A 13,945-nucleotide genomic window follows, 5' to 3' on the forward strand; every position below is an offset into this window, starting at 1 on the left:
AGACTCCGGGTCGCCCCGGCGCTATCCTCCCGCCGCCTCCGGCCCCCCGAGCGCGCGCACCATGCCCAGACTCCCGGACTTCCCCGCCGACTGCACCATCACCTTCGACGGCCGCGCCGTGCCGGCGCGCCGCGGCGAGTCGATCGCCTCGGCGCTGCTCGCGGCGGGCCGGCCACTCCTGGCGCGGAGCGCCAAGTACCACCGCCCGCGCGGCCCGTTCTGCCTGGCGGGCTCCTGCGGCAGCTGCCTGGTGCGGGTGGACGGCCTCCCGGACCAGCGCGCCTGCCGGACCGCCTGCGCGGACGGCCTCTCGGTCGAGACGCAGAACGCGCTGCCCGACGCCGCGCACGACCTGCTCGGCGTCATCGACCGCGCGTTCCCGCACGGCCTCGACCACCACCACCTCGCCACCTGGAACCCGCTCGCGAACCGCGCCGCGGTGGCCTTCTCGCGCCAGCTCGCCGGCCTCGGGAAGCTCCCCGGGCCGGAGCGCGCCACGGGTCCGCTGCCGCCCGCGCCGCGCGAGGAGGCGTTCGACGCGCTGGTGGTGGGGGCCGGGCCGGCCGGGCTCGCCGCGGCCGAGGCGCTGGCCGGCGCCGGGCGGCGCGTGCTCCTCGCCGACGCGGAGCCGGCGCCGGGCGGGCGGCTGCGCTGCCGGCTCGAGCTCGCCGGCGATCCGCCGCTGGCGTGGGCCGGGGAGGTGGCCGCGCAGGTGGCGGCGTCCGGGGGCGAGGTGGCCTCCGGGACGACGGTGCTCGGCCTCTGGCGCGACGGCGGCGCCCCGCTGGCCGCGCTCGCCCCGGCGTCGGGCGCGCTGCGCCTGGTGCGGCCGCGGGCGATCCTCGTCTGCGCGGGCGGCCACCCGCAGCCGCCCGGCCTCGAGGACGACGATCGGCCCGGCGTCCTCGCCGGCCGCGGGGTGGCGCGCGCGCTCGCCGAGCACGGGGTGGTGCCGGGCCACCGCGCGGTGGTGCTGGGCGCCGGGCGCGAGCCGGAGGCGCTCGCGGCCCGGCTCGCGGCGGCGGGCGTGGAGGTGGAGCGGGTGGAGGCGGCGGAGGGGCGCGTGCTCGGGCGGGCCCGGGTGCGCGGCCTCGCGCTCGCGGACGGCCGGCGCGTGCGCTGCGACGTGCTCGCGGTGGCGACGCCGCCGGCGCCGGCGACCGAGCTGGCGCGGTCGCTGGGGGCGCCGGTGGCGCTCGACCCGGCGCTGGGCGCGTTCGCGCTCCAGGTGGACGCGCGGGGTCGGACCGGGGTGCCGGGGCTCCTCGCCGCGGGCGAGGTGACGGGGGCGATGGACGCGGCGCGCGCGGCCGAGGCCGGGCGGCGCGCGGGGGAGGCGGCCCGTGGGTAAGCGGCTGGTCTGCGCGTGCGAGGACGTGTCGCTGGACGAGGTGCGCCGCGCGTTCGCGGCGGGCCACCGCGACCTCGAGTCGGTGAAGCGGGTCACCGGGCTCGGCACCGGCCCGTGCCAGGGCAAGTCGTGCGTGGCGCGGGTCGCCCAGGAGCTGCTCCGGCTCGGCGCCACGCCGGCGGAGATCCAGCCGTTCACCGCCCGCACCCCGGTCCAGCCGGTGCCGCTCGCGGCGCTGGCCGCGCTCGATCCCGCCGGCCTGCCGCTCGACGACGGCGTGCCCCTCGCGCCGCCCGGCGCCGAGCCGCCCGGGCCGGCCGCGCACCCGCAGGCGGATCCGCTCCCGCCGCGCGCCGACGTGGTGATCGTGGGCGGCGGCATCCAGGGGCTGTCGATCGCGTACGAGCTGGCGCGGCGCGGCGTGCGCGACGTGCTGGTGCTGGAGCAGGGCTACCTGAACGCGGGCGCCTCCGGGCGCAACGGCGGCGGCGTCCGCGCCCAGTGGACCACCCCCACCATGATCCGCCTCGCTAGCCGCTCGCTCGAGCTGTGCGACCGGTTCGCGGTGGAGATGGGCATCAACGTCTGGTTCCGCCGCAGCGGCTACCTGTTCCTCGCGCCCACCGCCGAGCAGGTCTCGCGCATCGAGCGGAACGCCGAGCTGCACCGGCGCGAGGGGCTGCGCACCCGGGTCGTCGGGCCGGACGAGGCGCTGCAGGTGGTGCCGGAGCTGGACCCGCGCCGCTTCCGCGCGGCCGCCTGGAACCCGGACGACGGCGTGGTGTTCCCCTGGCCGTTCCTGTGGGGCTACGCGTCGCGCGCCGAGGCGCTCGGCGCCAAGGTCCGGACGTTCACGCGCGTGACCGGCTTCGACACCGCCGGCCCGCGGGTGACCGCGGTGCGCACCGATCGCGGCCGGGTGGCCTGCGAGCTGGTGGTCGTGGCGGCCGGCGCCTGGTCGCGCGACGTGGCGGCGCTCGCCGGGGTCTCGCTCCCGAACCGCCCCACCCGCCACGAGATCCTGGTGACCGAGCCGCTCAAGCCCTGGCTCGGGCCGCTCGTGTCCGTGCTGGGGAACGGCCTCTACTTCTCGCAGTCGCAGCGCGGCGAGATCGTGGGCGGCATGGGGGATCCCGACGAGCCGGAGGGCGTGGTGCAGGGCTCGACGCTGCGCTTCCTGGCCCGGTTCGCGCGCGCGGCGGTGGAGACGGTGCCGCGGCTCGGCGAGGTGAAGGTGATCCGGCAGTGGGCGGGCTGCTACGACGTCACGCCCGACAACAACCCGGTGCTGGGTCCCGCCGGCTTCGAGAACTTCCACCAGTGCTCCGGCTTCGTCGGGCACGGGTTCATGATGGCGCCCGCGGTGGCCGAGCGGTACGCCGACTGGCTCGCCGGGCGGGGCAAGGACGAGATCTTCGAGCGCTTCACGCTGGGACGATTCGAGTCCGGCGCCGTCGCCCGGGAGGACTTCATCATCGGGTAGCGGTAATCTGCCCGGATGCCACTCGGGAAGAAGATCGCGTTCCTCGGGACGGGGAACATGGCCGAGGCCCTCGTGAAGGGCCTGCTGCGCGCCGGCACCGCCACCCGCGAGGAGATCCTCTGCTCGGAGCCGCGGGCCGAGCGCCGGGCGGAGATCCAGGCGCGCTACGGGGTGGAGACCTCCGGCGACAACCGCGCGCTGGCCGAGCGCGCCGACATCGTGGTCATCTCGGTGAAGCCGCAGACCATCGAGCACCTGCTGGTGGAGATCGCCCCGGCCATCGACCACCGGAAGCTCGTGGTCTCCATCGCGGCCGGCATCCCCATCCTCGCCATCGCCCGCAAGCTCGGCGCCGGCGTCCGCATCGTCCGCGTGATGCCCAACACGCCGGCGCTGGTGGGCGCGGGCGCGACCGCGCTCGCCCGCGGCGCCCACGCCACCGACGCCGACCTGGAGCAGGCGCGCGCGCTGTTCCAGTCGGTCGGCACCACCGAGGTGGTGGAGGAGCCGCTGCTCGACGCGGTGACCGGGCTCTCCGGGTCCGGCCCGGCCTTCGTGTTCCTCGCCATCGAGGCGCTGGCCGACGGCGGCGTGAAGGTCGGCCTGGCGCGGCCGGTGGCGATGGCGCTCGCGGCGCAGACGGTGCTCGGCTCGGCGAAGCTCGTGCTCGAGACCGGCGAGCACCCCGGGCGGCTCAAGGACCAGGTGACCAGCCCGGGCGGCACCGCCATCGCCGGCGTCCACGCGCTGGAGATGGGCGGGCTCCGCGCCGCGCTCATCGCCGCGGTGGAGGCCGCCACCCGCCGCTCGCGCGAGCTGGGCGAGAAGGCGGCCAAGTGACGCGCGCCCGCCTCGCGGCGATCGCCGCCGCGCTCGCGCTCGCCGGCTGCCGCGCCACCGCGGGCGCGGTGCTGCGCGTGGATCCCCCGCCGTCCGAGCCGGGCGCGGTCGCCGACGCGCAGCAGTACCGGATCGCGCGCGCCATCCGCGACGTGGTCGCGACCGACCGCATGGAGTGCCGCGACGGCTCCGGCCCGGTGCTGCTCTCCTGCTTCCCGGCCGACGTGGGCACGCGCACCGCGCAGGTGACGATCCAGCTCGAGCGCTCCGGCTCCGGCTACCAGGTGAGCCTGCTGGAGTCGTTCCTGGCGCTGGGCGGGCCGAAGGCGCTCTGCGCCATGCAGGATCGGCTGATCCGCGGCATCGACGCCGAGCTGGGCGTGCCCAGCGCGCGGCCGGATCCCAGGGGCCGCTGCGCCGGGCAAGCACCGCGGTAGCGCGTCAGCGCGCGCCGCCGAGCATCGCGTCCCAGCGCCGCTGCATCTCCTCGGGCGACACCTCCTCGATGGAGTGGCCGAGCAGCCACTCGTGGCCGAACGGATCGCGCACCGTGCCGCTCCGCTCGCCGTAGAACGCGTCGGCGGCGGGCCGCACCAGCGTCGCGCCGGCGGCCACCGCGCGGGCGATGGCGCGGTCGGCGTCGTCCACGTGCAGGTGGATGCAGAACGTGGTGCCGCCCACGCTCTCCGGCCCGCGCAGCCCGTGCTCCGGGTACTCGTCGGAGAGCATCACCGTGGCGGCGCCGAAGTCGAGCTCGACGTGCCCGACGCGCCCGCCGGGCTCGACGAGCCGGAACTTCTCCTTCGCGCCGAACGCCTCGGCGTAGAACGCGACCGCTCGCGCGGCCCCCCGCACGCGCAGGTACGGGAACAGCTCCTTGATGTGCATGGTCGTCCTCCTCGCCCGGTGAACCTACGGGCGCGCGGGCAGACCGTCTTGAAGGAATCTGACCTTCAGCGCGGCCCTGAAGGGCCGAGCGGCAGGTGGTTCGGGAACGGCGTCGCGAGCCGGCGGAACCGGGCCGGGGGGACGCCGGCGAGCGCGAGGAACTCGCGCCCGAGGTGGGCCTGGTCGGCGTAGCCGCAGGCGAGCGCGATCTCGGCCACCGGCGCCGGCGAGCCGCGCAGGGCCGCCGCGGCCCGCTGGAACCGGAGCACCCGCGCGTACGCCTTCGGCGCGAGGCCGACCGCGTCGCGGAACAGCGCCACGAGGTGCCGGTGGCTGTGGCCGGTCCGGGCGACCACCGCCGCGACCTCCTCGGACGGCAGGCGCGCGAGCGCCTCCGCCACCGCCGGGTGGAGCGCCGTGACCCGCGGCAGCCGGGCGGCGAGCAGGACCTCGAGCAGGTCCAGCCGGCGCGCCGGATCGCGCGCGAGCGCGAGCCGCTCGGACAGCTCCGCGGCCGGGGCGTCGCCCCAAAGTACGGCGAGCGCGGTGTGGCGGCCGGCCAGCTCGCCCGCGCCGGCGCCGAAGAGCAGCCGGGCCGCGCCGGGGCGGAGCATCGCGCCCACCGAGCGCGCGCCCGGCGAGCGGTCGCGCAGGTAGGGCGCGGCCCGGGCGCCGCCCACCACGGCGAGGCCGACCGCCTTGCCTGCCGCGTCGTCGGGGCCGTCGTAGACGCGCACCGGGGCGCCCGCGGCGCGGACGGCGAGGTGCATCGCGCCGGTGGGCAGCAGCCGCTCGCGGCCGGCGTCACCCGCCGCGTCGGCGTCCTCGGACGCCCAGAGCCGCGCCACGAACGGCCGCAGCGCGGGGATGGGGAGGCGCTGGATCATCGGCTACTCGGTGGTCTCGCAGCTGCCCCAGCCGCAGCGCGGGCAGGTGCGGCAGCCGCCGGAGAGCGAGACCGGCCCCTCGCACTGCGGGCACAGCTCGCCGTTTCGCGTGGCGCCGCTCACCAGCACCTGCTTCTCCCGGGACCCGTCGCGGTAGACGGTGATGCCCTTGCAGCCCAGCTCGAACGCGAGCCGGTAGGCGCCCGCCACGTCCTCGACCGTGGCGGTCCGCGGCAGGTTGATGGTCTTCGAGACCCCGTTGTCCACGTGGCGCTGGAAGGCGGCCTGCATGCGCACGTGCGCCTCGGGCGCCACGTCGTGCGCGGTCGCGAAGACCCGCGCCACCGCCTCCGGGACGCCGGCCACCCCGCGGGCCCGCCCGGCCGCGCGCACCGCCGGCAGCGCGGCCTCGGCCCCCGCCGCGAGCAGCGCGCGCCCGAGCGCCGGGTGCTCCTCCGGCAGCGCCGCGTCGCCGAGCGCGTGCCGCACGTAGGTGAGCGCGAAGAGCGGCTCGATGCCCGAGGAGCAGCCCGCGATGATGGCGAGCGTGCCGGTGGGCGCGATGGTGGTGACGGTGGCGTTTCGGCGGGGGCGGCCGCCGGCGCGCGCGGGCGCGCTGCTCGCGAAGCCCGGGAACGCGCCGCGCTCGGCGGCCAGCGCCTCGCTCGCCGCGTGCGCCTCGCGCTGCACGAACCCCATCACCTCGCCGGCCAGCGCCAGCGCCTCCGGCGCGTCGTACGGGATCCCGAGCGCGACGAGCAGGTCCGCCCAGCCCATGACGCCCAGGCCGATCTTCCGGTTCCGCCGCGAGATCTCCGCGATCTGCGGCAGCGGCCAGACGTTCACCTCGAGCACGTCGTCGAGCAGCCGCACGCCCTCGCGCACGCACGCGCCGAGCCGCTCGTGGTCCACCCGCCCTCCCCGCTCGAAGCGCGCCAGGTTCACCGAGCCGAGCGTGCAGGCCTCGAACGGCAGGAGCGGCTGCTCGCCGCACGGGTTCACCGCCTCGAACCGGCCCAGATCCGGCGTGGGGTTGGCCGCCTCCACCCGGTCGAGGAACACCAGCCCCGGCTCGCCCGACGCCCACGCCGACGCGGCGATCCGCTCCAGGAGCGCGCCCGCGTCCACCTCTCGCACCACCGCGCCGCCGCGCGGGTGGCGCAGCGCCCACGGCTCGCCGCGCGCGGCCGCCTGGAACAGCGCGTCCGGCGCGGCCACCGAGATGTTGAAGTTCTCGAGCCCCGCGGCGCGCTTCGCGTCCACGAACTCGAGCACGTCGGGGTGGTCGGCGGCGAGCACCGCCATGTTCGCGCCGCGCCGCACGCCGCCCTGCTTGATGATCTCGGTGGCGGCGTCGTAGACGCGCATGAAGGACACCGGCCCGCTCGCCACGCCGTGCGTGGTCTTCACCACGTCGCCGCGCGGCCGCAGCCGGGAGAACGAGAACCCGGTGCCGCCGCCGGACTGGTGGATGAGCGCCGCCCACTTCAGCGCGTCGAAGATGGCGGCGAGGTCGTCGTCCACCGGCAGGACGAAGCAGGCGGCGAGCTGCCCGTGCGCCCGCCCGGCGTTCATGAGCGTGGGCGAGTTCGGCAGGAGCTCCAGCGCCGCCATGCGGGCCTCGAACCGCTCCGCCCAGAGCGCCCGCGCCGCCGGGGCCTCGGCCGCCGCCACCGCCTGCGCCACGCGGCGGAACATCGCCTCGGGCGTCTCGATCACCTGCCCGCCCTCGTCGCGCAGCAGGTAGCGCCGCTCGAGCACGTGCCGGGCGTTCTCGCCGAGCCGGACCATGAGGGGGAATGTAGCCGGGTGGCGGGCCCGCCGCCGGGGGCAGGCGCGCCGGGGGCCCGGCCGGTCCCGCGCCGGAAGGAGGCGCGCGCCCTTGCCGCACCTGCGGGGGGCTCCCAGATTCGCTCCGCGGCGAGGCCGCTTCACGCGTGCAGGAGGCACGGATGGACGACAAGGACAGGGACCGGCGCCGGAACGGCGGGGGCATGACGGTGCGCGAGGCGGGCCGCCTCGGCGGCGAGGCGCGCAAGGAGCAGCTGGGGTCGAAGGGCTACGCGGAGCTGGGCCACAAGGGCGGGCAGCGCGTGCGCGAGCTCATCGAGGAAGGCAAGCAGGCCGAGCGGAAGTGACGGAGGGCCCGCGGAGCGCACGCTTGCGGGCCATGCCGACCGGTGCGAGAAAGGGCGCATGCGACGCGCCCTCTCCCTCGCCCTTGCCCTGCTCGCCCTCGCGGCGTGCGCCCCCCGAGCCACCATCCCCGACGCCGAGCGCGAGCGCATCTCGCGCGCGCTCGACGGCGCCCAGCGCTACCTGCGCGTGGCCGCCTACGCGGGGCCGCTCTGGGGCGACACCGGCAAGGTGTTCCTCTCCGACGCGCCGCCCGCCGAGGTGGACCTGGTGGAGACCCCCGGCGGCGAGCCCATCGCCCCGCCGGCCGCGGAGCGCGTGCTGCCGCCCGGCACGCCGGTGCGGGTGGACGAGATCGAGGTGCCGACCGGCTGGCTGATCTCCCAGCGCGTCGTCACCACGCCCCGGTATCACCCGTGGGCCTACGTGAAGGTCGCCGGCGATTCGCGCCCGCACGTCATCGTGCTCTCGCAGACCGCCGCCAGCCTGGAGGACGTCCGCGGCGAGCTGGAGCGGCTGCTGACCGCCGACGACCCGAGCGCCGCGTTCGCGGCGCTGCCGCCCGAGCACCGGCAGGCGGTCATGCGCAAGGAGGCGCTCGAGGGCATGAGCGCGCGGGCGCTGGAGATGGCGTGGGGCGTGCCCGAGCGGAAGCGCATCGACCGGCCCGCCGGCACCGAGGAGTGGTCCTGGGCCGAGGGCAAGCGCCGCGCGTTCCTGCGCGACGACCGGGTCGAGCGGCTGGTGAGGCAGCGGTAGGGGGCGCGGCGTCGCCGCCTGCGGCCAGCGCCGGTCCTAGCGCCGGCGGCGCTCTCCGCCGTGGCCGCCGCCTTGCCCGCGGCCGCGCCCGTGCCCGCCGCGGTGGGCGCCCCGGTCTCCGCGGTCGCCCCGCTCGCCGCCTCGATCGCGCGGTGCGCGATCGGGCTCGGAGGGGGTCACGCCCACGGCGACGCAGTAGACGGTCCCGGCGCGGAGCTGCCGGACCACGTCCGCCTCGCTCGCCACCGGGTCGCGGAACAGGGTCGCGGCCTTGCCGATCTCGGCGAGCTCGTGCGCGCCGGAGCCGCCGGTGCACGGCAGGCTCATGTGATCCGCGGCCTCGATGGCGAGGTCGTTGGCGGGGCCCTTGCGGCGCACGTTCAGCCCCTCGATGGCGGACAGGCCGTCGAGCGTGAACACCACGTCGCCGCAGGGGCGCTCCACGGTCTTGTCGTAGGGATGGGCGGCCACGACGGCGCCGCCCAGCTGCCGCACGCGCGCGAGCACCTCGCGCACGGGCCAGGGCCGCGCCGCGCCGAACAGCTGGACGGGCGCGGGCACCGCGGCGGGATCGGGGAAGAAGCAGAGGAAGTGGCCGCGGTCGGTGGTCACCTCCACGCCGCACAGCGCGAGCAGCCCCTCCTCGCGCGCCGCTGCCCGGATCTCCTCCAGGCCCTCCAGCGTGTCGTGATCGGTGAAGGCCACGCCGTCCAGGCCGGCCTCGCGGGCCCGCCGCACCACCTCCCGGGGCGCGAGCGCGCAGCCGCGGGTGTGGTGGCTGTGGACGTGCAGATCGATGAGCATGCGGTCGCCCCGGGTGCGGATCGGTCCCGGTGCCTTAGCACGCGCGGCGCGGCTTTTGAAGGACGCGGCGCCCCGCGCCCACGCCCGTTCAGGCGAGCGCGGCCTCGCGTGGCGCGGGCGCGCGCCGCTCCTCGGCCGCGCGGATCAGGTATCCCATCAGCATCAGGCTCGAGGTGTTCTCGATGGCGCGCTCGGGGTCCCGCGAGATGAGGCTCGCGCTGTACGTGAGGAAGAACTGCGCCAGCTCCTCGCCCGCCTCGCGCACGATGAGCGCGTTGAGGTCCGCGGACTCCATCGTCCGGATCCGGTTGATGAAGTCCACCGCGTGGCCCTTCTTCACGCTCGCCATGTCCGCCTCCGTCCCCGCGCCGCCGCGCGACGAAATCTAGGGACCCGCTGCGCGGGGGGAACCGCCCGCGCGCGGGCGGTCGAAAAAGCGCGAGGAACGCTCGCAGCTTGGAGCGGTCGCAGGTTTGACACCGGCATGGGCGTCTGGCACAACCTGACGGGGGATTACGCGCCGGCGGGGGCGAGGGTGTTGCGTGCCGGGGAACGGGAGAGCGCGATGCACTTCACGGGCGTGAAGGTCTTCTCCGCCACCAAGGCCAAGGAGCGCGAGGAGCTCGGCGAGACCGTCACGCGCTGGCTGCGGTCCAACGACGTCGAGGTGGTGGACCGCGTGGTCAGCCAGTCGAGCGACGACGAGTTCCACTGCCTGAGCATCGTGATCTTCTACCGCCCGCGCGAGGCGCAGGCGCCGGCCTAGCGCGCCGCGGCGTCGCGGGGGCTACGCGGCGCCGCCCGCGGGCGGCTCGGGCGGGCGCGTGAGCTCCCTCGGCTGCGCGGAAGGCGGGCCGGCAGGCTTCTCCTCGCCGCCGCTCGCGGCGTCCTTGAAGTTCCGGATCGCCTTGCCGAGCCCTTCGCCGAGCTGGGGCAGCTTCTTCGTCCCGAAGAGCAGCACCACGACGACCAGGATGATCAGCAGCTCGCCCATTCCCAGCTCTCCCATCGCGCGCTCCCACCCGCTCCCGGCGCCTTCGATACACTCGTTCGGGCCGGCGCGCCAGCGCCACACCGCGCGCCCCTTCCGTTCGACCCCCACGCCGCGGCCCGCGCGTGGTACGGAGCGCCCATGAGGCTCAAGCAGCGACCGGAGGACTTCCAGGTGACGGAGTCCTGGAAGTTCGACGAGGACCCCCGCGGCGCCTGGTTCGTCTACCTGATGGACAAGCAGAAGCTGTCCACCTTCGAGGCGGTCGATCGCATCTGCACGCGCTTCAAGATCCCGCGGGCGTCGGTGAGCTACTGCGGCCTGAAGGACAAGCAGGGGCGCACCACCCAGCTCGTCGCCATCGAGCGCCGCGAGATCGAGCTGCAGGACACCGACCTGCGCCTCAAGCCGCTCGGCCGGACCCGCACCCCGCTCTCCGCCGCGAACACCACCTCCAACCGCTTCGCGGTGACGGTGCGCGACCTCGGCGAGGACGACGTGGCGCGCCTGCCCGCGTCGGTGGCCGAGGTGCGCCGGCTCGGCGTGGTGAACTACTTCGACTCCCAGCGCTTCGGCTCGCTGAAGCACGGCCAGGGCTTCATCGTGAAGGACCTGATGCGCGGCGACTTCGAGATCGCGCTGCGCAACGTCCTGGCGCGGCCGAGCGAGCTCGACCAGTCCGGCGACGCGAAGGTGAAGGCGTTCTGGAAGGAGCACTGGGGCGAGTGGGACCGGCGCAACCCGAACCCGGGCGCCGAGCGCTACCAGGCCGTCGTGAAGTGGCTGCGCGACCACCCGGAGGACTACCGCGGCGCGCTGCTCCGCACCGAGCCGCGGTGGCGCGCGCTGCAGGTGTTCGCCTACCAGAGCTGGCTCTGGAACGAGGGCGTGAAGCAGTACCTCCGGGAGGTGGTGGGGATCGGGCGGCTCGTGTCCCTGCGCTACCAGGCCGGGTCGCTCCTGTTCCCGCGCGAGCTGGACGCGCGGCTCGTGCGGCTGCTCTCCTCGAAGACGTTCCCGCTGCTCGCGCCCTCCACCCGCTTCGACGACCCCGCGGTGGAGCGGGCCGCGCTGTCGGTGCTGGGCCGCGAGGACATGGGGCTCGCCGACCTGGCGGTGCCCGGGACGCCGGAGATCCACTTCGACCCCGAGGAGCGGCCGCTGTTCTCGTTCCCCGGCCGCCTCGCCGTCGGCGAGGCCCGCCCGGACGAGCTGAACCGCGACCGGTTCCGGGTGAACGTCGCGTTCACCCTTCCGCCGGGCGCCTACGCCACGCTGGTGGTGAAGCGGCTGTTCCACTGGACGCTCGAGCCCGGCCGCGCGCGCGAGGGCGTGCGCTCCCGGGCACAGGAGCCGCGGGGCGCGCGGGAGCAGGCGAAGCAGGCGGAGCAGGCCGTCGCGGCGCCGCCCGCGCCGGCTGCACCGAAGGGCTACCTCGCCCGGAAGCGCGCGGAGAAGGCCGCGCGCGCGGACCGTCGCGCGGCGGGCAAGGCGACGGCGAAGCCGCGGCGCTGAGCCGCCTGAGGCGGCGGGGCGGCCCCCCGCCCTCAGCAGGGCATCGGGTCCGCCCACTCCCACAGCAGCGTGCCCTCGCGCGCCCGCTCCTGCAGCAGCTCGGCGACGAGCGCCAGGTCGGCCTCGGGCGGCACGTCGATGGCGACGATCTTCGGGCGCAGCAGCTCGTGCGTGCAGCCCACCTCGAGCAGCCGCTCCAGCAGCCCCTGCACCGGGCGTGCGCCGAGCTCCGCCCCCGGGCCGAGCGCCAGGCGGAGCGTGCGGTGCCCGCCCTTCTCCACCACGTGCTCGAGGCGCGGGCTCTCCTCGCCCTCCGCCCCGGCGGCGCTCACCACGTCGTCGCGTGACACGCCGTAGGCGAAGAACGGGCAGCTCTCCACCCGGAACCGGCCGCTGCCGAGCGGCTCCGCCCAGATCCAGTCCTCCGCGGGACCGGGCTCACCGGGCGACCGGTCCAGCGGGACGCGGACGCGCACCAGCCCCTCGGCGGCCTCGAGCTCGACGGTCATCGACGCGGCACCCCCGAGCGAATCTACCCGGGCCCGAGCCGCGCGGCGATGGCCTCCGCGAGGTCTCGGCCGGTGTAGTGCGCCGGGACGGCGCCCACGGGGAGCCCGGCCTCGCGCAGGGCGTCCGCCGTCGTGGGGCCGATCGCCGCGATCAGCACCCCTCGGAGGAGGGCCGACCGGTCGCCGAGCGCCCCGACCACCGCCGCCACCGCCGAGGGCGACGCGAACGCCACCGCCGCCACCTCGCCCGCCGCGAGCCAGCCCGCCAGGCACCCGAGCGCCTCGGGCGGCGCCGGCATCGTCCGGTACGCCTCGACCGCGGTCAGCTCGGCGCCGGCGGCCAGCAGCCCCGCGACCGTCTCCGGCCGCCCCTCGGCCGGGCGCGGGAACAGCACCCGCCGGCCGCGCACCTGCTCGCCGAGCGTGCGCGCGAGCACGTCGCCCTTCGCCTCGACCGGCACCACGTCCGGCGCGCGCACGAGCGCCGCCAGCCGCTCGGCGGTGGCCGGCCCGACGGCGGCGAGGCGGAGCCGGCCCAGCGCGGCCGGAGCGAGGCCGAGCGCGCGCAGCCGCTCCACCGTCCGGTCCACCGCGTTCGCGCTCGTGAACACCGCCCAGTCGAAGCGCTCGAGCCCGCGCAGCGCGGCGTCGAGCGGGGCGGGGTCGGCCGGCGGCGCGAACGCGATCGACGGCAGCGCGCGCACCTCCGCGCCCAGCTCCTCGAGCCGGACGGCGAGCGCGTCCTTGCCCTCGGAGCCCTTGCCCCGGGTCACCACCACGGTGCGGCCGGCCAGCGGCCGCGCGGGCGCGGCAGGCACCGCGCCCCCTACCCGCGCTTCGGCGCGGCGAGCCCGGGCGCCTTGCCCTCGGTCTCGCGCAGGATCTGGTCGGCGCCGCGCGAGAGCAGCTCCTCGGCCAGCGACTCGCCGAGCGCGCGCGCCTCGGCGTACGCGCCGGTCCGCTCGCCGCGGATGACCCGGGTGCCGTCGAGCGAGGCGACCAGGGCGCGGATCGTGATCTTCCCGCCGGCGAGCGTGGCGTGGCCGGCGATGGGCACCTGGCAGCCGCCCTCGATGCGGGCGAGGAACCCGCGCTCCGCCTCGATGCGCACGCGCGTCTCCGGGTCCTCCAGCGCGGCGAGCCGCTTCAGCGTCGGCGCGTCGTCGGCGCGCGCCTCGAGCGCGAGCGCGCCCTGGGCCACCGCCGGCAGCATCTCCTCGGGCGGGAACACGTAGGTGGCGTGCTCGGCCAGGCCCAGCCGGCGCAGGCCGGCGTAGGCGAGCACCACCGCGTCGAGCCCCTCCGACGCCTTGCGCAGGCGCGTCTCCACGTTGCCGCGCACCACCTCCATCTGGAGATCGGGGCGGAGCGCCTTGAGCTGCGCCGAGCGGCGCAGGCTGGAGGTGCCCACCCGCGCGCCCTTCGGCAGCGCGGCGAGCGTCTTCCAGCGCGGCGAGCAGAGCGCGTCGCGCGGGTCCTCGCGCTGCGGCACCGACGCGAGCACCAGGCCCGGCGCGAGCACGGCGGGCAGGTCCTTCATCGAGTGGACCGCCACCTCGGCGTCGCGGTTGAGGAGCGCGTCCTCGATCTCCTTCACGAACAGCCCCTTCCCGCCGACGTCGGCGAGCGGGACCTCGAGGATCTTGTCACCCCGGGTGACCAGCTCGTGGAGCCGGACCTCGAGCCCCGGCTCGCGGTCGCGGAGGAGCTGGGACACGTGGTTCGCCTGCCACTTGGCGAGGGGGCTGCGGCGCGTCGCGATGCGGATCATCCTGTCTCCGT

The 13,945-nt window shown here is 76.7% G+C and carries 17 protein-coding genes; 8 read left to right on the forward strand and 9 right to left on the reverse strand.

The features are described from left to right. Window positions 1-61: 61 nt before the first annotated feature. Genes ADEH_RS12810 through ADEH_RS12825 form a run of 4 tightly spaced genes read left to right on the forward strand, consistent with a single transcriptional unit; the run spans window position 62 to window position 4,111 of the window. Window positions 62-1,351, forward strand: a complete 1,290-nt coding sequence (locus ADEH_RS12810) for a 2Fe-2S iron-sulfur cluster-binding protein (protein WP_011421530.1) — start codon at window positions 62-64, stop codon at window positions 1,349-1,351. Further along, the gene (locus ADEH_RS12815) at window positions 1,344-2,834 is read left to right on the forward strand and encodes an FAD-dependent oxidoreductase (protein ID WP_011421531.1); all 1,491 of its coding nucleotides are present in this window, start codon (window positions 1,344-1,346) and stop codon (window positions 2,832-2,834) included. The genes ADEH_RS12810 and ADEH_RS12815 overlap by 8 nt, the downstream gene beginning before the upstream one ends. A gap of 15 nt (window positions 2,835-2,849) precedes the next feature. Next, window positions 2,850-3,674, forward strand: a complete 825-nt coding sequence (gene proC / locus ADEH_RS12820) for a pyrroline-5-carboxylate reductase (RefSeq protein WP_011421532.1) — start codon at window positions 2,850-2,852, stop codon at window positions 3,672-3,674. Beyond that, the gene (locus tag ADEH_RS12825) at window positions 3,671-4,111 is read left to right on the forward strand and encodes a hypothetical protein (RefSeq protein ID WP_011421533.1); all 441 of its coding nucleotides are present in this window, start codon (window positions 3,671-3,673) and stop codon (window positions 4,109-4,111) included. The genes proC and ADEH_RS12825 overlap by 4 nt, the downstream gene beginning before the upstream one ends. A gap of 4 nt (window positions 4,112-4,115) precedes the next feature. Here the strand turns inward: ADEH_RS12825 and ADEH_RS12830 are convergent, their stop codons facing one another. The 3 genes from ADEH_RS12830 to ADEH_RS12840 form a co-directional block, all read right to left on the reverse strand. Beyond that, entirely contained in the window at window positions 4,116-4,562 is a 447-nt protein-coding gene (locus tag ADEH_RS12830) for a VOC family protein (RefSeq protein ID WP_011421534.1), read from the reverse strand. Window positions 4,563-4,627: 65 nt separating this feature from the next. Next, the gene (locus ADEH_RS12835) at window positions 4,628-5,449 is read right to left on the reverse strand and encodes a helix-turn-helix transcriptional regulator (protein WP_011421535.1); all 822 of its coding nucleotides are present in this window, start codon (window positions 5,447-5,449) and stop codon (window positions 4,628-4,630) included. A gap of 3 nt (window positions 5,450-5,452) precedes the next feature. Further along, window positions 5,453-7,240, reverse strand: coding sequence for an adenosylcobalamin-dependent ribonucleoside-diphosphate reductase (locus ADEH_RS12840; RefSeq protein WP_011421536.1), 1,788 nt, complete (start codon window positions 7,238-7,240; stop codon window positions 5,453-5,455). A 161-nt stretch (window positions 7,241-7,401) separates the two neighbouring features. On the opposite strand from ADEH_RS12840, the gene ADEH_RS12845 reads away from it, so the two are divergent. Both ADEH_RS12845 and ADEH_RS12850 read left to right on the forward strand, forming a co-directional pair. After that, window positions 7,402-7,587 (forward strand): hypothetical protein, encoded by a 186-nt coding sequence (locus tag ADEH_RS12845; RefSeq protein WP_011421537.1) that lies wholly within the window; start codon window positions 7,402-7,404, stop codon window positions 7,585-7,587. A gap of 58 nt (window positions 7,588-7,645) precedes the next feature. Continuing rightward, on the forward strand, window positions 7,646-8,344 hold the full coding sequence (locus ADEH_RS12850) for a hypothetical protein (protein ID WP_011421538.1): 699 nt from the start codon (window positions 7,646-7,648) through the stop codon (window positions 8,342-8,344). 36 nt (window positions 8,345-8,380) lie between these two features. On the opposite strand, the gene ADEH_RS12855 is transcribed toward ADEH_RS12850, so the two are convergent. Together ADEH_RS12855 and ADEH_RS12860 are read right to left on the reverse strand one after the other, a co-directional pair. Continuing rightward, complete coding sequence (locus ADEH_RS12855) at window positions 8,381-9,148, reverse strand: CehA/McbA family metallohydrolase (protein WP_011421539.1); 768 nt, start codon at window positions 9,146-9,148, stop codon at window positions 8,381-8,383. An 88-nt stretch (window positions 9,149-9,236) separates the two neighbouring features. Next, complete coding sequence (locus ADEH_RS12860; protein ID WP_041453525.1) at window positions 9,237-9,497, reverse strand: hypothetical protein; 261 nt, start codon at window positions 9,495-9,497, stop codon at window positions 9,237-9,239. 216 nt (window positions 9,498-9,713) lie between these two features. Between ADEH_RS12860 and ADEH_RS12865 the strand changes: the two genes are divergently transcribed. Further along, complete coding sequence (locus ADEH_RS12865) at window positions 9,714-9,914, forward strand: hypothetical protein (protein WP_041453526.1); 201 nt, start codon at window positions 9,714-9,716, stop codon at window positions 9,912-9,914. A gap of 21 nt (window positions 9,915-9,935) precedes the next feature. On the opposite strand, the gene tatA is transcribed toward ADEH_RS12865, so the two are convergent. After that, entirely contained in the window at window positions 9,936-10,157 is a 222-nt protein-coding gene (gene tatA, locus ADEH_RS12870; RefSeq protein ID WP_041453887.1) for a twin-arginine translocase TatA/TatE family subunit, read from the reverse strand. 123 nt (window positions 10,158-10,280) lie between these two features. Here tatA and truD point away from each other — a divergent pair, with 123 nt between their 5' ends. Then, a complete protein-coding gene (gene truD, locus ADEH_RS12875; protein ID WP_011421541.1) occupies window positions 10,281-11,654 on the forward strand; it encodes a tRNA pseudouridine(13) synthase TruD in 1,374 nt (457 codons plus the stop codon). 32 nt (window positions 11,655-11,686) lie between these two features. Here the strand turns inward: truD and ADEH_RS12880 are convergent, their stop codons facing one another. From ADEH_RS12880 to hemC, 3 genes are read right to left on the reverse strand one after another with little or no spacing between them, the layout of a single operon-like run. Next, window positions 11,687-12,163 carry a DUF4265 domain-containing protein gene (locus ADEH_RS12880; RefSeq protein WP_011421542.1) on the reverse strand — a complete coding sequence of 159 codons (477 nt, stop codon included), beginning with the start codon at window positions 12,161-12,163 and terminating at the stop codon, window positions 11,687-11,689. A gap of 23 nt (window positions 12,164-12,186) precedes the next feature. Continuing rightward, on the reverse strand, window positions 12,187-12,981 hold the full coding sequence (locus ADEH_RS12885) for a uroporphyrinogen-III synthase (protein WP_011421543.1): 795 nt from the start codon (window positions 12,979-12,981) through the stop codon (window positions 12,187-12,189). Between the two features lie 8 nt (window positions 12,982-12,989). Then, window positions 12,990-13,934: a hydroxymethylbilane synthase gene (hemC, locus tag ADEH_RS12890; RefSeq protein ID WP_011421544.1), complete on the reverse strand. Its 945-nt coding sequence runs from the start codon at window positions 13,932-13,934 to the stop codon at window positions 12,990-12,992. Between the last annotated feature and the right edge of the window lie 11 nt (window positions 13,935-13,945).

Source organism: Anaeromyxobacter dehalogenans 2CP-C, assembly GCF_000013385.1.
GTDB lineage: Bacteria > Myxococcota > Myxococcia > Myxococcales > Anaeromyxobacteraceae > Anaeromyxobacter > Anaeromyxobacter dehalogenans_B.